The following is an 18014-nucleotide window of genomic DNA, read 5'->3' on the forward strand; positions in this document are numbered from 1 at the left end:
TCTCAATCCAGATTTATCATGAGTAAAACTGAAAAAGACACCCCTATTGGTCATAAGATGAAAGGACATATCTCCAAAATGCCGGAACTGCTCTGCCCGGCCGGGAACATGGAGAAACTCGAAACAGCCGTAGCTTATGGCGCTGATGCCGTTTACCTCGGAGCGGGGGGACTCAATCTGCGTTCCGCCGGGGCTGGTTTCAAGTGGGAAGAACTGCCACAGGCTTTCGAACATACCAGATCCAACAATGTACAGGCATATTTCTGCATAAACGCCTACCCAAAGGAAAAGGACCTGGGATCGGTAAGTGCCGACATGGAAAAGCTCGCTGAATGCCCTCCTGACGGGTTGATCATAGCTGACCCCGGCGTGCTCATGCTTGCTTCGGAGATTCTTCCCGATATTCCCGTTCATATCAGCACTCAGGCAAATACCGGCAACAGTGAAGCCGCCCGGTTCTGGAAAAAATTCGGAGCTGTACGAGTGAACCTCGCACGGGAGTTATCCGCAAGAGACGTAGCTGACATAGCTGCCCGATGCCCGGATATTGAACTTGAAATGTTCGTGCACGGAGCAATGTGCATGGCTATTTCGGGACGCTGTTTCCTCAGTTCATGGTTGAATGACCGCTCCGCAAATATGGGACGCTGTACCCACCCCTGCCGCTTTGAGTACAAGGCCACCGGAATCAAAGTGGAAGAAAAGACTCGTCCCGGTCAGGATGTATGGGAAACGGTTGATCACGACGGTTACACTGAATTCTTCGCAGCAGAAGACCTCTGCCTTGTCCGGTATGTTCGGATGCTCTCCAGAATGGGGATCGCTTCCCTTAAAATTGAAGGGAGAACAAAAAGCTCTTCCTACCTTGCACAGGTGGTGGATGTTTACCGCACGGTAATAGACGCAGTGCAAAACGGACTCCCCCTGCCGGAGCAGGCTATGCCAGAGCTCGTCAACACCGCCACCCGCCCCTTGAGCACTGCTTTTTTCAAGAAGTCCGGCCCTTCAACAATTGCCAACCCTCCCGGCAAGGATGAGCGTAAGCCCATGGTTGCCAGAGTTATTGAAAAGCAATCCGATGACAGCTGGCTGGTCTCTGTCAAGTCGCGCTGGGAGAACAAGTGCAATGCGGAAATAATCCTTCCCGGCCTTAACCGCCCGTTAATGTCCGCCGGCAGTTACCGGTTTGAAAATATTCACGGAGAAATACAGGAGACAATACACTCCGGAACTCAGGCGGTTCTGCGATGTGAGAACGATGACTTAAAACCGGGTTTATTTATCCGCAAATCATTAACTTAATTTATCACTTTCCACCAATGGAACTGTTTTTAAAAAAATAACAACGCCACATACCTATTTGATTTCATCCTTCATCAGGAAAATGCAAGCTGCAAATAAAATTCATACACTGAACATTGACCGCAGACATTTGTTTATATAATCATATTAGTAGGAAAATGGATATCTTGAATCAAGTCAGGAATTACACTGCATTGTGTAAGCAGATTTTAAATAGAAACACCTAAAGCAGAGCCGTCAGTCAGCGGTAGCATGTACAACCGTGTAGCAGGCAGCCACACTCAAGGAGGTTCCGAATGCTCGTCAAGAATTGGATGACCACTGATGTAATCACACTCACTCATGACCGATCCATGATGAAAGCCGCCAAACTCATGAAAGACAATGATATCAGCAGACTGCCTATAGTTGATGATGAAGGCGTACTTGTGGGGATTGTTTCGGACCGCGATATCAAGGAAGCGTCACCGTCAAAAGCAACCACCCTTGACATGCATGAGCTTTACTATCTGCTTTCAGAGATCAAAGTTAAGGATATCATGACCCGCAAGGTAATAACTGTATCTGTGGAAGACACAGTGGAGAAAGCAGCTGTTATCATGGAAGACAAAAAGATCGGTGGTATACCTGTAGTTGACGTCAATAACAAATGCGTAGGAATCATTACCAACACTGATGTTTTCAAGGTTCTTATCCAGATCACCGGAGTTATGGACGGAGGCGTTCAAATAGGCCTGGCTCTCTCCAACAAGCCCGGTTCACTGAACGGAGTACTCGACTACCTTAAAGACAATAACGCCAGAGTCATGTCTATTCTGACCTCTTACGAACCGGAACAGGAGAACATGCGCCATGTATTCATCCGTATCCATGATATGGAGAAAGCCGCGCTGAACCAGATCAAAGAGGGCATTGCCGAAAATTTCAACATGATGTTCTGGGTTCGTGATTCAGTTCATGGGCTTACTTCCTGAGTAAGATTTAAATAATCCAGCCGAGTTTGATGACATAGTCAAAATCAGCAATCTAAGCCCCGGCACTCAAGTGCCGGGGCTTTTTTGACAATTATTACCGCCAATTCTAAGATAGAAAATATTTTTTGAAAGCCCGCATTAAGGGAAAGGAGAAATTAATGTATTTAAAAAACAGACTGATATGTGCCTTTTTAGTAGGCCTTATGCTGGTATCCACAGGCTGCCAGTCCGCTTACTATAAAACAATGGAGACCATGGGTTATCACAAGCGTGATATTCTGGTTTCAAACGTTGAAAAGGCGAGGGAATCACAGGAGGAAGCCAGCGAACAGTTTAAAACTGCTCTTGAGAAATTCAGCGCTCTGACCGGATTCCATGGCGGTGATCTTCAGGAAGTATATGAACGACTGAACGATGAATATGAGGACAGTGAGGCCGCAGCCCTTGATGTCAGAAAACGCATAGACGCTGTTGAAGAAGTGGGCTCAGATCTTTTTGAAGAATGGAACCGCGAACTCGATCAGTATACCAGCAGAAAACTGCGCAATGAGAGCCGGGTCAAGCTTTCTAAAACCAAAAGCAAATTCAAGCGTCTAGTCTCTGCCATGCGCAAGGCTGAAGGCAAAATTGACCCTGTCCTTGATGTTTTTCGTGATCAGGTTCTTTACCTGAAGCACAACCTTAATGCACAAGCTATTGCTTCACTTAAAAGCGAACTGGACACCCTTGAAGCAGACATAGGCCGCCTGATCAAGGAAATGCAGAAATCTATTGATGAGGCTGACGCTTTCATTAAAGAACTCAAAAAAAGCTGACAGCATTCAATCACCTTATCCAAACGGATAAATCCCGCAAGACCTGAGGTTTTGCGGGATTTTTTTCAACGAACCTAAAACGGACAATTACATTTCACAGATATCCTTTTCCATATCATTGCGCAGATGTCCCTGTCCCGTAGATTCAAGGACAGCACGCCAGTAGTCGGACCTGATGTTCAGTTTCTTGCGCTTGGTGGTAACAAGGTTGAGCGGCAGGTGGACATATCGCGCCTGCAAACGGCTGACCACCATCCCGGTCTTTCCGGCCATTGCGGCGTGAACCGCATGCTGCCCCAGAAATCCGCAATAGACGCAGTCGTTGGCATTAGCCGGTACTGAACGGATAATATAACTTGGATCAATGAACTTTAAAGTTATTTCTTTCCCGCTATCCTTGAAGTAATCTTTGATACGGCGGATGATCAGGGTGCAGATGTCGCAAAGCACCGGGTTTCCTGAAGCGTCCTTTTCACCGGTATACTCGCATTGTTCCTGCCCGGCTCCTTCAGCGCATACGATTACAGCGTGCTGACGCTCTTCCAGGCGTTTTTCCAAGGACCTTAGCAATCCATATTCCCCATCAAATTCAAAGGGATGCTCGGGGACAAGGACAAAGTTAACATCCTTCAGAGCCAGTGTTGCCTGAGCGGCAATAAACCCTGATTCACGGCCCATAAGCTTGACCAACCCGATACCGTTTACCACGCCCAGCGACTCGACATGAGCGCACTGAATGGCCTCTGTAGCCTTGTCTACAGCTGTATCAAAACCAAAAGACTTGGTTACAAAGTTAATATCGTTGTCAATCGTCTTGGGCACGCCGATAACAGATATTTTAATTTTACGCTTTGCGATCTCTGCTACGATATTCTGCGCAGCACGCATGGTTCCGTCACCACCGATCATAAAAAGAACGGAAATATTCATTCGTTCCAGAGCGTCCACAATTTCCTCTGGATCCTGCGGCCCTCTTGAAGAACCGAGGATTGTACCTCCGAACTGGTGAATATTGGCCACCTTTTCAGCGGTAAGCTCCACAACATCATGGCCGTATTTAGGAATAAAACCTTGCAGGCCGAACTTGATCCCGAGGACAGAAGGAACTTTGTAAAGGTAATGCGCCTCAAGCACAATTGACCGGATTACATCGTTAAGACCTGGGCAGAGCCCTCCACAGGTGACGATAGCGCATTTGGTTTTGGAAGGGTCAAAATAGGTAAAAGCCCTTGGTCCGGCTTTCTCAAATTTCTGGTAAACATTATCCTCAACGGATGAATCCATCTCCTCCTCTGCCAGGTTAACCAGAGTGCGCTCCTGATCCTCAATAAAAATACATCTCTTCAGCGGTGAAGGAATTTTGGCTTTTCCCAGAATGGGGATATCAGTGTTGATTGAACTCTTATCTTGTGTCGCTTTTTTAGGCATTCGAAACCTCCTGAGTCGGGTTTACGCCCTGTAATTATCTGATTTCACCTTCAATGAGTGGTACCCACAGCACCGGCTGGTCAGCCAGTATACTTTCCCGCACCGGTAATTCAAGTGGGTGAGCATTTCTTTTTGCATATTTTGAAGTCTGGCTCCACCAGAGGTAGAAACCGCGCCCTTCTATATGCCGGCAGTAAAGCGCCTGCAGCCCTTTCTGAAAAACCCTGTCATAGAGCCTGAAAGAATCTTTTCCAGAGGAATATACTCCCTTTTTAGGAGTAATCACTTCCCAGTCATCAGCTTCGCCACTGGAACATTCTTTACCGTCCAGTGTACTATAGTAACGGGTTTCACCATCCAGGTCACGAACTCTGAGCAACTTTTCCTTTACGGAACAGGAAACAATAAACATCGGCATTCCGAGGTGCTCGGTCACTTTCCAGCGATCAACCCCTGTAGAATAAACCAGAGAATCACCCTGTTCATAAATCCATGAAGGCTGCTCACTCAACGCCTGAGACTTCTTAACAACTTCTCGCCTGCGCAGATCCCAGTAGACCTGAGTTCCATCATCAGCAGTCAGGCAGACCACATAACCCGCCATTCTGGCAGAGCCGAACGGTCCCCCCGGAACATGATCTGCATTCATTCGGGACATGGTCTTCATTCCCATCTTGGTTATCTTGCCGGATGCTTCCACGGCAATAAGAACCCCTTGCCCGGGAGTATACCCAAGATGTATGGGAGTGCCCTCAAGTACGCTAACTTCGTCAAGTGGGCCTTTGACTGATCCACATTTAAGGGTGTTAAAACTGTCTATTATTCCGAGCCAGTCCCCTGTCCGGGATACAGCCATCTTTTTAACCGGTCCATGCTCTACAGGAATTTCTCCCGGAACCCTTGAGCATTCTTTTACATCAAAAACATAAAGCTTGTTACCATCGGCAGATGTGGCGGCCAGTGAGGGGCTCCCAGGACCATAACCGATATTTTCAGCCCCTCCCCCTCCGGGGAGATGTATTTTACGGCACGGTAGATCGCTCCAGATACGGACTGTACCATCGTAAAGGGCAGCGGCGAGCCCCTCTTCATTACCCGCGAAAGCCGAAACGCCACCCGCAATAATCGGGACAGCCTTTTCTCTTTTAACCGAAAAATAAAATTTGTCTTCCAGCCCTTCAATGGGTGGATCGTAAAGTTTTGAAGCACTTACATACTCAGTGGAAAGCAGTTTGGATACATACTTTTTTAAAGATGCTGTTGTTCCCTTTTCCAACTGCTGAGGGATATTTATGTAGGACTGCCCTACCCGTTCACGGTCTGAACTGTGGGCGGTCCCGGTCAGGACTGTTCCTATAACAATTAAGGTCATCCCACATAAACAGGCCCTAAAATATCTTGGAATCATTCTTCTTTTTCCTTGAATCTCTTGCTGTGTAAAGTTATGCGCTCGACAATGCTTTTATAATATTCGTCTTCAGCGTCAATTGAAATCTTCTTTCCCCGCGAGGATTTAACCCGCTCAAACAGTATGTTAACCTTTTGCATCTGCACATACCGCTCTTTTTCATCCTCCATGTTTTCCAACAGATCAAGGGCGGAGTGAATATCTTTATGCAATTGCATCTCAGGTGGCAGGTACCCGGCATTTTTAAGTGCCTTATAGGCCATGCGCAACTCCGCAGGAATCATGGAGTCGTCCTCGTACTCGATAGGATGTCCCTTGCACGGGAGATCATCAAACTCTCCTTTACGCTCAGATTCGCTGATTTTCGCCTCGGCTATGGCATGTATGAAATACATCTTATCGTTATTGCTTTGTGACAGGGAGGATTTCCCCAAGATTCTCAAGCCAGTGAATTGTCTTTTCCATAACTACTCCCATACACTGCCTTGCCGCATCCGCTATCGAATGCCCAGTGATACTACCGACCGGAGTTGCTGCCATGACGGATCTGCGGGCAAGCAGTTTCTTTCCGGAACCGTCCCACAGAGAATAGCGCACCGCAATATGAAATTCATCCATTCCGGATCTCTGCAATTCAAAGGATGTAATTACTCCGGATAGCACTAAGGATCTTTCAATACCGGGCCTATAAGGAGTTACAACTTCATAACTGTTCAGACAGCTCAGGGCATGGACAACTTCCAGATCCATGATCTCCCCCGGAGTTCCCTCCCAGCTCCAACGGTAATCAGGCTTAAGAACAGGGCCATTGGCAACTATGACCGTCTCCCTGTCAATAGAGGGCATGGATACAAACCTTTTTACTGCCAGTCTGGGCAGATCAGGTTTAACCCGCTCACATGAACTGCTGACATCATGGCTGATTCCCACACGGAGAAAAGAAGACTCCACAGATTTACCTCCGATGCAGCCGGATAGGATAATTAAAACCGGGACAATCAGCACCGAAATAAACTTATTAATCATTTGTTGCTCCCTGAGGAGGATTGAGAATCTGCCAGGGGCGTTCACGCAGGGAACGGGCCAACCGGTTCATTTCCCTTGAAAGACGGTTTATATTGATAAGGATCATCTCCAACTCTTCCTGATCGTATTCCATATTTTTTCTCAGGTCATCAGTAAGACCTTCAATTCCATCCACAGCCCGGACCACCTGCCCGTCCACATTGTGCAAAGTACTGCTCAGATCACTTTCAAGAGTAGACAGAACCTCCTCTATTTTCTGCAAAGTATCCGTAACCTCTGCTGTAAGCCTCGTTATATTGTTCGAGCCGCTTCGCACTGCCTCAGCTCCAGTCCCGGCAAGATTCTGCCACTCTTTACGGAAAGAAACCAAAGTTGCGTTGGTCTGGGCAAGCAGCTCAGGAGCCATTTTCAGACTTTTTTCGATGTTGGACACATTCTGATCGGAAAAGAGCCTCTCAACGCCATTTATGAGCCTTTCAAGCTGAGGAGTCAGTCTGGCAAGAGATTTCCCCATTGCGGCAGCTACATCATTCATGCTCATGGTCACAGCTGCAGGAATCCGGTCTCCGGGATCAAGTCTGTTCCCCGCTTCTCCGGAAAGCTGGAGAAGTATATAGTTATCTCCCACAAGCCCCTTCTGGGTCACAGTAGCGACTGTTCCATCGTACAATGGGAAATCCTTCTGGACGTTGATGGTTACGGAAATCAGACCGGGAGATTCAGGGTCGACGCTTATACTGTCCACTTTACCGACTCTCAGACCTGCATATTTAACAGGCCTGCCTGAAGTCAGATCCTTAACATTGTGGAAAAGAATTCTATACTTGGAATATTCCGAAAAAAAATCGTGCCCTCCAAGAAAAACTATGAAAAGGCCGAGCACAACCAGTCCGGCAAGGACCGCCAGCCCTGCCTTGATTATATCCGACACGGAACTTCGTGGATTAAGAACCATTTCATACTCCGGTTATAGTCTGCTGCGGAATTTAACTGCCCTTTCCATTGTCTCATCATGTTCAGTGGGACGCCGTTCCAGAAAATCAATTATATATGGATCATCAGACTCGCGCAGCCCGTCCAGATCACCCTGATACAGACATCTGTTTTTATGCAGAACCACAACATGATCAGCAATGTTGAACAGACTGTCCAGATCATGGGTAACCACTACTGTTGTAACATTAAATGTCTCTTTAAGCTTCAGAATAAGCTGATCAAGATCAGCGGCGGTTATCGGGTCCAATCCGGATGAAGGTTCATCGCAGAGCAAGGTTGTGGGGTCCATGACCATAGCCCGGGCCAGCCCCGCTCTTTTCCGCATGCCCCCTGACAGCTGGCTGGGAAAGTAGTGGATGAACTCTCCCAGTCCGACCATACGCAGTTTCATCAGGACCACTTCCTCGATTATGCTGTCCGGCAGTTCTGTGTGCTCCTGCAGCGGGAGGGCTACATTCTCTCCAAGAGTCAATGAACCGAGCATTGCCCCATCCTGAAACAGAACTCCCATACGGGTCCTGATCTTTTTGTACTCATCTTCATCATCCAGGCCGGTCAGATTGGTATCACCAAGAAAAATTTCACCGGATACTGGCTTATTCAGCCCCAGAATATGACGAAGAAGTGTAGACTTTCCGCAGCCTGAGCCTCCGAGAATAACATTTACTTTCCCGGCAGGGAGTACAGCATTCAAATTCTCCATCAGAATTTTCCCGGGATAACCAAGGCTGAGATTCTTGAGAGTTATATCTTGAGCATATCGCGAAATCATCATGATTATCACCGAAAAAGAAAGTTCAAGGCTGTGAAGAAGAGATCCAGCAGGATTATCATAAAAATCGAAATCACTACTGAGTTAGTTGTCTTCCGGCCAACATCGGCAGCTCCTTCCCGAGCCAGAAACCCCTGCCAGCAGCCAATCACTGTAATAGCGACTGCAAATCCTCCGCTTTTAACAAGACCTGAGATAACATCTCTTAATTGCAGAAATTCAATTGAGTTGTAAAAATATGTAGATTTATTGATACCCAGAGCGAGGGCAGAGAAAGCACCGCCTGAGAAAATACCTATAAAATCAGCCCAGACAGTCAGGCAGGGAACCATGATAAGCATGGCAATCAATTTGGGAACAACAAGAAAACGCACCGGCTCTATGCCCATTACTTCCAATGCATCTATTTCTTCTGAAATCTGCATTGTGGCAATTTCGGCAGTGAAAGCGGCCCCAGATCGTCCGGTAACAATGATAGCAGTAAGGAGAGGGCCCAACTCACGAATGATCGTTACGCCTACAAGATTGGCCACATAGCTGATGGCCCCGACTTTTTCGAGTTGCTGTGCGGACTGCAGAGCCAGAATGATTCCGGTGCATGCAGAAATCACGCTCACTATGGGAATGGAGTCGGCTCCAACCTGGGCCAGGTCCCGATAGAGCCTTTTACGATAAAATGTTTTTTTCTTGCCGGGAGTAAGACGCAGGCATCCAAGCAATCTGGAAATCATCCATGCCAGTACGCTTGTCCCGTTCATATTTCACCTTTTCAAAGATTAGTCACATCTACTCTAAGTCATTCCAAAAAGAGGCTTCACCTGAGTCAGCTTCAATAACCTGTCAACCTGTTCAGTAACTGCTACAATCTTAACACTGCGCCCATCTTTTGTCAGAATGCGTCTCAATTCTATCAGCGATGCAAGTCCAGAGCTGTCCAGATACTCCAGTTCAGAAAGATCAACCCGAACCTCTCCCGAAGTCTGCCCCACGAAATCATGCAGCTCCTCACGCAGCTGAGGAGTTCCGGTGAAATCAACCTCACCAATTATCTTAATCAATACATCATCAATGGAGGATTCCATTTTCCAGGCCAAACTCATAATCACTCCTTATCTCTATGCTGACGCACAACCATTTCAGCTTCCGCGAACGCTCCTGCGCTTTCGGACGCTAGGCTCTGTAAATTTCAACTACTGTAGTGTCGTCATTCGGAGGGGTCTCCCCACGCCAGTCGGCTACTTTCTGTATTAGCTTTTCCCCTAGTGGAGGTTCACCAGAGCTGCGTAACGTATCCAACAACCTTTCCTCACCAAAAAAATCACCGTTTCCGGCTCTGGCTTCATCAACTCCGTCCGTGACAACAATCAGCGACTGCCCCTTTTCAAGCTTAAAATCCAGAGTCCCGAACTCACCCTCGTCAAGAATTCCAACCGGAAGGCCCATAGGCCGCTCCAGATCGGTAACTTCACCCTTTGAAACAAGCATCGGCGGAGTATGCCCTGCCACAGCGAACTGCCCTTCTCCAGTATCAGGATGATAACGCATGAGAACCATTGTGGCGAACATCTCTCCACCCATGAACTCCCATGCCCCGATGTTGATGGACTCAAGCATTTTCCCGGGATCTTTCTCACTCAAAGATTCAGCTCTTATTCTTGTCCACAAAGCGGACATAATCAGTGCAGCAGGCAAACCTTTTCCGGAAACGTCTGCTACATAAATATACCAGCTTCCATCTGAAATAGGTATAAAATCATAGAGATCACCACCTACAAACTGAGCAGGGACAGAGTTGCCCCATATTATGTTGCCTCCCTCAAGCTCCGGCTGCTTGGGACTGAACTGCTTTTGAATCCTTGAAGCCGCTTCCAGCTGAGTCTCAAATTTCTGTTGATTCAGGCGCTGAATCAGTAAATCGGAACGCACTAGAGCTACCCCTGCAAGATGTCCGAAGCTCTCAAGTAATTCCTGATCCTCATGACCGAAACACTCCTTGGCTGCAGAATTAAGAACCTGCACAACACCCAGCAGCCTTTCTCTGTGAATAATGGGGATACAGAGAATGCACCTTGTAACAAATCCGGTTTTTTTGTCCGCGGCCTTGGAAAAACGGGGATCATTCTGAGCGTCGGTAACATTAAGGGGAGTCCTGTGCTCCGCTACCCAACCGGCGATTCCCTGCCCTACCGGCAGTTCAAAACCGGTTTTAAGCTCCTTCATCTTTTCTTCACCCAGAACGTCATTCATAGCCAGAGTGAACCGTAAGACATTCTTCTCTTCATCATAAAGTAAAATCGAAGAAGCCTCAGCACCCGTGACATCCTGAGCCAGCCTGAGCAGTTGCGGCAGGAGATCAGTCAGAGACTCAATACTTGCCAACACTTCATTCGCCTGAATAAGCTTCTGCAAACGTTTAGCCTGTCTACTCACTTCTCCCCCCGACTCCTTTTAGACTTTCAGAATGGAATACAGCTTCACCTTTCTTTATGTCATGTTAGCATGAACAAGTTCAAGTATTATTCACTCCAAGTGTTTATTTCCGGCTTAGGCCAATTGCGGACAGCTTCTGCAAGTTCTTCAACGGAAGCAGTTGCAGCACCGACCTGACCTACAACGATTCCTGCTGCATAGTTCGCAAGTACAGCTGAAGTAAGAGGGTCGAGTCCTGAAGCAAGCCCTAAGCCCATTGTAGCAATTACGGTATCCCCCGCGCCAGTAACATCAAAGACTTTGCGGGCAAAAGTAGGAACATGCTTCACTACTTCACGAGACTCAAAAAGAGCCATTCCATCTCCCCCAAGGGTGATAAGCAAATGATCAGGATCAAGCCTATCAAAAAGCCTGCGCCCGGCTTCGAGCACATCACTGCGACTTTTAACGAGCATACCGGCACCTTCCCCAGCCTCTTTGGCATTAGGAGTAAGGAGGCTCACGGACTTGTAACGATCATAGTTTACTGTTTTCGGATCAACAAGAATATGAGGTTTATGCCTCTTTTCTTCAATCAACTTCCAAAAACGATCAAAAAAGGATTGAGACAAAGTTCCTTTCCCATAGTCGGAAAGGATCACCACCTTGTAATTACAGATTTCTTTTTCAAGAAAATCAAAAAGATTATCCATCAGCTCTGCAGAGAAATCATCCGTTTTCTCTCTGTCGACTCTAACCATCTGCTGATTATGAGCCAGAACACGAGTCTTCTTTGTGGTTGGACGATCGTTTGACTCATGGAGGCTGCAATTGATACCTGAATCAGCACATAGGCGGGCAAAAACCTTACCTTCTTCATCCCGTCCTACAAAGCCGGTTAGGTGAGGCTCTCCCCCAAGGGCTACGATACTTCTAGCCACGTTTCCTGCGCCACCCAGAAGATACTTTTCGTCAGTCACCTGAACAACGGGAACAGGGGCCTCAGGAGAAATACGATCAACCGCTCCAATCACGTAATGATCAAGCATTACGTCCCCGATAATCAGAACCTTCTGCCCTTTGAGAGCAGGCAGCACGCTTAAAATTTTTTTGTTCATTATTTATGTGATTCCTCTGAAATGGGGTTAACTGGAACGCAGTTCAAGAATTGCAACAAGCCGCTCAAGCTCTTCTTCTGAAGAATATTTTATGCTTAATTTGCCTTTAGCATGCGAACCGCTGAAAGAGACCTTGGTCTCCAGTGCACTTTCCAGTCTACCTTTAATCCGCTTAAGACTCTCATCAACAGGCTTCGGCTCCTTTTTAGCCTTTTTAGATCCCTTAGGCTTCTGAACAGCTTCCTCAGGAGGAAGCTCCCCATTTTCTTTGAAGTAATTTGCTGCACTTTCAGCCTGCCTAACCGATAATCCACCAGAAACAATTCTCTCAAATAGAACTTCTCTGGATTCATCTTCGCTCACTGCCATCAGTGCTCTTCCGTGGCCCGCAGAAATTTTCCCATCGCCGATTGCATCTTGAATCGAATCAGACAATGTTAACAGACGCATCGAGTTTGAAAGAGCGGAACGGCTTTTGCCTACCTGCCCGGCCAGTTGTTCCTGACTGAGGCCAAACTTGGAAATCAGCTCCTGATAGCCTTTTGCCTCTTCAATAGGGTTCAAATCCTCGCGCTGCAGGTTTTCGATGAGAGCGATGGCCATGCTCTCAAGGTCAGTCATCTCTTTAACGAGTGCCGGAATTTCACCAAGCCCTGCAAGCTTAGAGGCCCGAAGACGACGCTCACCGGCTACCAGCTCAAATCTATCCCTGCGACCCGAGACAGGACGGACAAGAATAGGCTGCAGAACTCCTTTGGAACGGATTGATTCAGACAGATCCTTTAAGGCTTCCGGAGAAAACTCCTTGCGGGGCTGATTAGGATTAGCCACAATCATATCAATGTCGATCTGCCGCGCATCAATTGAGATATCCTTGCCTGTTGATTCTTCTCCCGACTTGCCGCCACCGAGAAGAGCATCAAGCCCTCTTCCGAGACCACCTGTTACTCCTGCCATGACCATACTCCTTTATACGATACTCCTCACACGAAGAGCTAATAAGATTTCCTTTGACTTGATTCAAACCGTGATTATTGTATGCCCATCAACTTGAACTCATGAACCGTCGGAGGCAAAATGTCTAAACACGATGATAATCTGACTGAACTTTTCGATAAAGACGGCAATCTGATTGGCGTCCTGATCGCGGCTGAGATGTGGACACAGATGAAGCCCCATCTCAAAGATTTTCTTCCCAAAGAAGCTCCTGCCGAGCGCCCAGAACCTACAGGAGACTGGGAACTGCTCAAGGAGTATTGGGATTTTCCCTACCCCGTTGACACAGATGTCCACTGTGAGCTTTGCGATAATCAAACTGAGAACTGGGAAAAGGATGAACCACGCAAGTTCAGGCTTGTATCCTGCAACCTCGGTGGCCTGGTATCATTTAAATGTACCAAGTGTCAGGCCAGAATCATCAAAAAGCATTTCAAGGATGAAATCACAGTTGAGTGCCAGCCTTTCATAGACAAAAAGACACAAAGAATGGAAGCACGCTACTAACGAACTCCCGCAAAAACAGGAATTTCAGGCCGACCTTGTCGGCCTTTTTTTATGTCTGTTCCTGCTCAGCATGCCTCGCTACCACTTCCTGAGCGAGGTTAACATAAGCTAAAGCACCGTTTGATTTAGCGTCATATGAAATAGCTGGTTTACCGAAACTGGGTGCTTCCGACAGCCTGACATTACGCGGAATGATAGTTTCAAACAGGCTGTCCGGAAAGGCTTTACGCACTTCATTCTTAACCTGTCTTGCTAGTCTATTACGGCGGTCGTACATGGTCAGCACCACCCCTAAAACCGAAAGATCGGGGTTCAATCTTTTTTTTACCAACTCGAAAGTCATCAGCAGCTGTGCCACTCCTTCCAGAGCATAGTATTCTGTCTGCAGCGGCACCAGAAGCTCCTTGGCTGCACAAAGGGCGTTAACTGTCAGCAATCCCAAAGAAGGGGGGCAGTCAAATATTATGTAATCAAAATCATCATCAACTTTTTCAACAAGCTCTTTTAGGTAGTACTCTCTACCCATCTTATCTATTAGTTCAATCTCCGCTCCGACCAGATCCTGACTGGCTGGCATTAATGAAAGATACGGGATGTCTGTCTGATAAATTGCGTCATGTGCTCTTTCAGGCTGAAAAAGTACAGAATAAACATTTTCTCTGGAGTCACCAGGGTAGAATCCAAGCCCACTTGACCCATTCCCCTGTGGGTCGCAATCCACAAGAAGAACTTTTTTTTCCATTACGGCCAGAGATGCGGATAAATTGATGGAGGTAGTAGTTTTACCTACTCCACCCTTCTGGTTTGCAACTACGATTCTTTTTGCCACTTGAAACCGTCCTGTTCATGAGATTTCAAATTTTCATGTTTCACGTGAAACACGTGCTACCTAATTGACGCATAACGTTCAACGCACAAAGTAGACTGAAAAAAAATTTAAATCAAGAAAACGACTGTTAATAATGATCACTTGTTAACCATCAGACATTACAAAGGAATCTCCACAAAGCGAATGAAGCGACTTAAAAGAGACAAAAAAAAGGCCGCTCAATGAGCGGCCCTGAAATTAATCGCTAAGAAAATCTAAACATTATAGTAAGCGCGATACCACTCGACAAACTTAGCTATCCCCTCTTCAATAGAGGTATCCGGTTTAAATCCTACATCACTAACCAAGTCATCTACATTGGCAAAAGTAGAAGGAACGTCTCCCGCTTGCAAGGGCATCATGTTTTTTTCAGCCTTTTTGCCAATACACTCTTCAAGCACTTCAATATAGCGCATCAGCTCAGTCGGCTGATTATTGCCAATGTTATAAATGCGGAAAGGAGCAGGACTTGTACCCGGATCAGGATTATCCCCGGACCAGTCAGGATTCGAAGTGGCAGTATTTTTCATGACTCTCACAACGCCTTCAACAATATCATCAATGTAAGTAAAATCACGAAGCATTTTACCATGGTTAAATACATTGATGGGCTTATCTTCAAATATGGCCTTAGTGAAAAGGAAAAGAGCCATATCCGGTCTGCCCCATGGACCGTACACAGTAAAGAATCTTAGTCCGGTAGTTGGGATATTAAAAAGATGGCTGTAAGAATGAGCCATCAATTCATTGGATTTCTTGGTAGCAGCATACATACTTATCGGATGGTCAACATTATCATGCACACTGAAAGGCATTGAGGTGTTAAGTCCATACACTGAACTTGAAGATGCATAGACCAGATGCTCAACTCCAGTGTGTCTGCAGCCCTCAAGGATATTCATAAATCCGACCACGTTGGAATCAACATATGCCTGCGGATTTTCGAGAGAATAACGAACTCCAGCCTGAGCGGCAAGGTTTACGACATGAGTGAACTTTTCTTCAGCAAAAAGTTTCTCCATTGCCGCTCTGTCTGCCATGTCCATGTAGGCAAACTTGAAATTCGCATTATCTTCGATCTGCTTAAGCCTGTTTTTCTTAACGTTTACATCATAGTAATCATTAAGAATATCCAGACCTACAACTTCATGACCTTCAGCCAGAAGTCTGCTTGAAAGATGAAAACCGATGAAGCCGGCTGCTCCAGTGACTAGGACTTTCATTATTTATCGCTCTCGTCGTGTTTTTCAATTGCCTCCCCCTTGCCGCTTAGCGGTGCCATCATTTTCAATAAATCAAGAGGGAGAGGGATTATGGTGGAAGATTTTCCTTCAGCAGACATTTCTCTTAGAGTCTGCAAATATCTCAATTGTAATGCTTCAGGGTGTTTTGAAATTATTTTTGCAGCCTCTGATAGTTTATCAGCTGCCTGAAATTCACCCTGTGCATTGATGACTTTGGCCCGGCGCTCACGCTCAGCCTCGGCCTGCTTGGCCATTGCCCGCTGCATTTCCTGCGGCAGATCAATATACTTGAGCTCAACGGTACTGACTTTAATTCCCCACGGATCGGTATGAGTGTCGAGAATTTCCTGAATCTCACTGTTGACCTTGTCACGTTTGGAAAGCAGGTCGTCAAGCTCAACGCCTCCACATACGCTACGGAGGGTGGTTTGTGCAAGCTGAGATGTGGCAAACATAAAATCCTCAACTTCCAGAACCGCCTTGCTGGGATCTGTGACACGGAAATAAACAACAGCGTTGACCTTGACACTAACGTTATCTCTAGTGATCACATCCTGATGAGGAACATCAAGAGTCATTATTCTTAATGATACACGAACCATCTTATCAATCACTGGGATCAGGATTATCAGTCCGGGACCTTTAGTATTTATCACCCGTCCAAGCCTGAAAATCACTCCACGCTCATATTCGTTCAAGACTTTCAAAGCCGTGATCATAAAAAACAGCACAAATAGAACAACTGGAATAATAAAAGTCATAAAATCCTCCTGAATGATTATTTGATCACTATTTTCTTACAATTTTCAAGGTAAGACCATCAGCATGAACAACGCGAACAGCTGTACCCTGTTCATAAATTACGCCTTCTTCACTCACGGCACTCCATATTTCACCTCTTACCCTGATTTTCATCTTTGATTGTTCAGAAATGAGAACGACTCCTTCAAGGCCTACCATGGATTGAAGCCCTACACCGGATTTGCGAAGCTGAGCCCGTGTCACAAGATAAATAAGCAGGACTGCGAAAGCGGAAAATGAAACGACTGTTCCCAGAATTGTTCCCAATGGTAATTGCAACATCTCGTCACCTCTAAAAAGGACCAGAGAACCGACAAACAGACTGGCGACCGCAGCTATACTGAGTAAACCGAAACTTACTATAAACACTTCAAGGATAAAGAGCACTGCTCCAAAAGCGATCAGTAAAAGCCCTGCTGCATTTGTAGGAAGAATTGACATGGCATAAAGAGCTGTCAAAAGACAGAATCCGCCGATCACACCGGGCAACAATGTTCCTGGATGTGAAAGTTCAAAGAATATTCCCAATATCCCGCCAAGCAAAAGGAAATATGCGACCTGAGGATCAAGAAGCCATGAAAGTACGGAATATCTGAAACCGGGTTCGTACTCGATGATTTCAACTTCATCTTTCGAAAACTTCACTTTGGAAACCCCCTTCTCCAGTCCTCTGGCGCCGGCCTGCTCTATTAAATCATCTACAGATACTGCCAGAAAATCTACTATATTAAGAGCAACGGCTTCCTCAGCACTAAGACTGGAACCTTCACGGACCGCCTCGGAATACCAGTCAATGTTCCTGTTCCGCTTTCGAGCAATGCCTTTGATAAGACTATCCATATCATTGGTCACCTTCTTGCCCATAGTACCCTGCAGATCCTCCCCCGAAGATGATACAGGACTTGCCGCTCCGATTGTTGTCCCCGGTGCCATGGATGCAATCTGTGAAGCTGCAACGATAAATGTTCCAGCTGAAGCAGCCTGAGCCCCGTCAGGTCCCACCCACGTGACTATTGGTCGATCAGAATTCATTATGATCTTGACCATATCACGCATAGATGTCCCTAACCCTCCCGGAGTATCGATCCTAAGAAGAACAACGTCGTGATTGTCATCATCTGCTTGCGCGATCACTTCTTCCAGAAGCTGGACCTGAGCGGGGCTTATTGCGCTTTCAATTTCCGCACTGAGGATACTCACCTCCGCAGCCCGGGCCACCCCGCTGAACATGATAAAAGACGAAATCAGGACTGAGAAGACAATCAGTTTTGATTTGAAACTAAATGGCAGCATTACAACTCCGTGTGATTACATTTTTTATATAATGCCATCACACGGAGAAGAAATAAA

The 18014-nt window shown here is 46.5% G+C and carries 19 protein-coding genes; 4 read left to right on the forward strand and 15 right to left on the reverse strand.

The features are described 5' to 3' along the window. Nucleotides 1-18 precede the first annotated feature (18 nt). From ACZ5PW_RS02015 to ACZ5PW_RS02025, 3 genes are all read left to right on the forward strand, one after another. Entirely contained in the window at nt 19-1302 is a 1284-nt protein-coding gene (locus ACZ5PW_RS02015; protein ID WP_464557567.1) for a peptidase U32 family protein, read from the forward strand. A gap of 296 nt (nt 1303-1598) precedes the next feature. Then, nucleotides 1599-2276: a CBS and ACT domain-containing protein gene (locus ACZ5PW_RS02020; protein WP_464557568.1), complete on the forward strand. Its 678-nt coding sequence runs from the start codon at nt 1599-1601 to the stop codon at nt 2274-2276. Between the two features lie 158 nt (nt 2277-2434). Continuing rightward, nucleotides 2435-3091, forward strand: coding sequence for a DUF2959 domain-containing protein (locus ACZ5PW_RS02025; RefSeq protein ID WP_464557570.1), 657 nt, complete (start codon nt 2435-2437; stop codon nt 3089-3091). A gap of 87 nt (nt 3092-3178) precedes the next feature. Here the strand turns inward: ACZ5PW_RS02025 and ACZ5PW_RS02030 are convergent, their stop codons facing one another. The 11 genes from ACZ5PW_RS02030 to ACZ5PW_RS02080 form a co-directional block, all read right to left on the reverse strand. Next, nucleotides 3179-4519, reverse strand: coding sequence for an ATP-dependent 6-phosphofructokinase (locus ACZ5PW_RS02030; protein ID WP_464557571.1), 1341 nt, complete (start codon nt 4517-4519; stop codon nt 3179-3181). Nucleotides 4520-4553: 34 nt separating this feature from the next. Next, the gene (locus ACZ5PW_RS02035) at nt 4554-5891 is read right to left on the reverse strand and encodes a WD40 repeat domain-containing protein (protein ID WP_464557572.1); all 1338 of its coding nucleotides are present in this window, start codon (nt 5889-5891) and stop codon (nt 4554-4556) included. Nucleotides 5892-5923: 32 nt separating this feature from the next. Further along, complete coding sequence (locus ACZ5PW_RS02040; protein ID WP_464557573.1) at nt 5924-6322, reverse strand: DnaJ family domain-containing protein; 399 nt, start codon at nt 6320-6322, stop codon at nt 5924-5926. A gap of 7 nt (nt 6323-6329) precedes the next feature. Continuing rightward, entirely contained in the window at nt 6330-6953 is a 624-nt protein-coding gene (locus ACZ5PW_RS02045; protein WP_464557575.1) for a hypothetical protein, read from the reverse strand. After that, a complete protein-coding gene (locus tag ACZ5PW_RS02050) occupies nt 6946-7908 on the reverse strand; it encodes an MlaD family protein (protein ID WP_464557578.1) in 963 nt (320 codons plus the stop codon). Before ACZ5PW_RS02050 ends, ACZ5PW_RS02045 begins: the two co-directional genes overlap by 8 nt. A 12-nt stretch (nt 7909-7920) precedes the next feature. Then, complete coding sequence (locus ACZ5PW_RS02055; protein WP_464557581.1) at nt 7921-8724, reverse strand: ABC transporter ATP-binding protein; 804 nt, start codon at nt 8722-8724, stop codon at nt 7921-7923. Between the two features lie 5 nt (nt 8725-8729). Then, nucleotides 8730-9479 (reverse strand): ABC transporter permease, encoded by a 750-nt coding sequence (locus tag ACZ5PW_RS02060; protein ID WP_464557584.1) that lies wholly within the window; start codon nt 9477-9479, stop codon nt 8730-8732. 33 nt (nt 9480-9512) lie between these two features. After that, complete coding sequence (locus tag ACZ5PW_RS02065) at nt 9513-9821, reverse strand: STAS domain-containing protein (protein ID WP_464557587.1); 309 nt, start codon at nt 9819-9821, stop codon at nt 9513-9515. Nucleotides 9822-9891: 70 nt separating this feature from the next. Then, entirely contained in the window at nt 9892-11151 is a 1260-nt protein-coding gene (locus ACZ5PW_RS02070; RefSeq protein WP_464557590.1) for a PP2C family protein-serine/threonine phosphatase, read from the reverse strand. 86 nt (nt 11152-11237) lie between these two features. After that, on the reverse strand, nt 11238-12248 hold the full coding sequence (rfaE1, locus tag ACZ5PW_RS02075; protein WP_464557591.1) for a D-glycero-beta-D-manno-heptose-7-phosphate kinase: 1011 nt from the start codon (nt 12246-12248) through the stop codon (nt 11238-11240). 27 nt (nt 12249-12275) lie between these two features. Next, complete coding sequence (locus ACZ5PW_RS02080; protein ID WP_464557593.1) at nt 12276-13205, reverse strand: ParB/RepB/Spo0J family partition protein; 930 nt, start codon at nt 13203-13205, stop codon at nt 12276-12278. 120 nt (nt 13206-13325) lie between these two features. Between ACZ5PW_RS02080 and ACZ5PW_RS02085 the strand changes: the two genes are divergently transcribed. Beyond that, complete coding sequence (locus ACZ5PW_RS02085) at nt 13326-13751, forward strand: hypothetical protein (protein WP_464557595.1); 426 nt, start codon at nt 13326-13328, stop codon at nt 13749-13751. A 49-nt stretch (nt 13752-13800) separates the two neighbouring features. Here ACZ5PW_RS02085 and ACZ5PW_RS02090 read toward each other — a convergent pair whose 3' ends face one another. The 4 genes from ACZ5PW_RS02090 to ACZ5PW_RS02105 form a co-directional block, all read right to left on the reverse strand. Further along, entirely contained in the window at nt 13801-14580 is a 780-nt protein-coding gene (locus ACZ5PW_RS02090) for a ParA family protein (RefSeq protein WP_464557598.1), read from the reverse strand. 254 nt (nt 14581-14834) lie between these two features. After that, complete coding sequence (locus tag ACZ5PW_RS02095; protein ID WP_464557601.1) at nt 14835-15842, reverse strand: NAD-dependent epimerase; 1008 nt, start codon at nt 15840-15842, stop codon at nt 14835-14837. Then, entirely contained in the window at nt 15842-16624 is a 783-nt protein-coding gene (locus tag ACZ5PW_RS02100; protein WP_464557604.1) for a slipin family protein, read from the reverse strand. The genes ACZ5PW_RS02095 and ACZ5PW_RS02100 overlap by 1 nt, the downstream gene beginning before the upstream one ends. A gap of 28 nt (nt 16625-16652) precedes the next feature. Beyond that, the gene (locus tag ACZ5PW_RS02105) at nt 16653-17957 is read right to left on the reverse strand and encodes an NfeD family protein (protein ID WP_464557607.1); all 1305 of its coding nucleotides are present in this window, start codon (nt 17955-17957) and stop codon (nt 16653-16655) included. Between the last annotated feature and the right edge of the window lie 57 nt (nt 17958-18014).

The organism is Maridesulfovibrio salinus, assembly GCF_055394525.1.

Coding starts and splice junctions, on each gene's coding strand:
- ACZ5PW_RS02015 (WP_464557567.1), top strand. CDS start 19: ATGAGTAAAACTGAAAAAGACACCCCTATTGGTCATAAGATGAAAGGA.
- ACZ5PW_RS02020 (WP_464557568.1), top strand. CDS start 1,599: ATGCTCGTCAAGAATTGGATGACCACTGATGTAATCACACTCACTCAT.
- ACZ5PW_RS02025 (WP_464557570.1), top strand. CDS start 2,435: ATGTATTTAAAAAACAGACTGATATGTGCCTTTTTAGTAGGCCTTATG.
- ACZ5PW_RS02030 (WP_464557571.1), bottom strand. CDS start 4,519: ATGCCTAAAAAAGCGACACAAGATAAGAGTTCAATCAACACTGATATC.
- ACZ5PW_RS02035 (WP_464557572.1), bottom strand. CDS start 5,891: ATGACCTTAATTGTTATAGGAACAGTCCTGACCGGGACCGCCCACAGT.
- ACZ5PW_RS02040 (WP_464557573.1), bottom strand. CDS start 6,322: ATGTATTTCATACATGCCATAGCCGAGGCGAAAATCAGCGAATCTGAG.
- ACZ5PW_RS02045 (WP_464557575.1), bottom strand. CDS start 6,953: ATGATTAATAAGTTTATTTCGGTGCTGATTGTCCCGGTTTTAATTATC.
- ACZ5PW_RS02050 (WP_464557578.1), bottom strand. CDS start 7,908: ATGGTTCTTAATCCACGAAGTTCCGTGTCGGATATAATCAAGGCAGGG.
- ACZ5PW_RS02055 (WP_464557581.1), bottom strand. CDS start 8,724: ATGATGATTTCGCGATATGCTCAAGATATAACTCTCAAGAATCTCAGC.
- ACZ5PW_RS02060 (WP_464557584.1), bottom strand. CDS start 9,479: ATGAACGGGACAAGCGTACTGGCATGGATGATTTCCAGATTGCTTGGA.
- ACZ5PW_RS02065 (WP_464557587.1), bottom strand. CDS start 9,821: ATGAGTTTGGCCTGGAAAATGGAATCCTCCATTGATGATGTATTGATT.
- rfaE1 (WP_464557591.1), bottom strand. CDS start 12,248: ATGAACAAAAAAATTTTAAGCGTGCTGCCTGCTCTCAAAGGGCAGAAG.
- ACZ5PW_RS02080 (WP_464557593.1), bottom strand. CDS start 13,205: ATGGCAGGAGTAACAGGTGGTCTCGGAAGAGGGCTTGATGCTCTTCTC.
- ACZ5PW_RS02085 (WP_464557595.1), top strand. CDS start 13,326: ATGTCTAAACACGATGATAATCTGACTGAACTTTTCGATAAAGACGGC.
- ACZ5PW_RS02095 (WP_464557601.1), bottom strand. CDS start 15,842: ATGAAAGTCCTAGTCACTGGAGCAGCCGGCTTCATCGGTTTTCATCTT.
- ACZ5PW_RS02100 (WP_464557604.1), bottom strand. CDS start 16,624: ATGACTTTTATTATTCCAGTTGTTCTATTTGTGCTGTTTTTTATGATC.
- ACZ5PW_RS02105 (WP_464557607.1), bottom strand. CDS start 17,957: ATGCTGCCATTTAGTTTCAAATCAAAACTGATTGTCTTCTCAGTCCTG.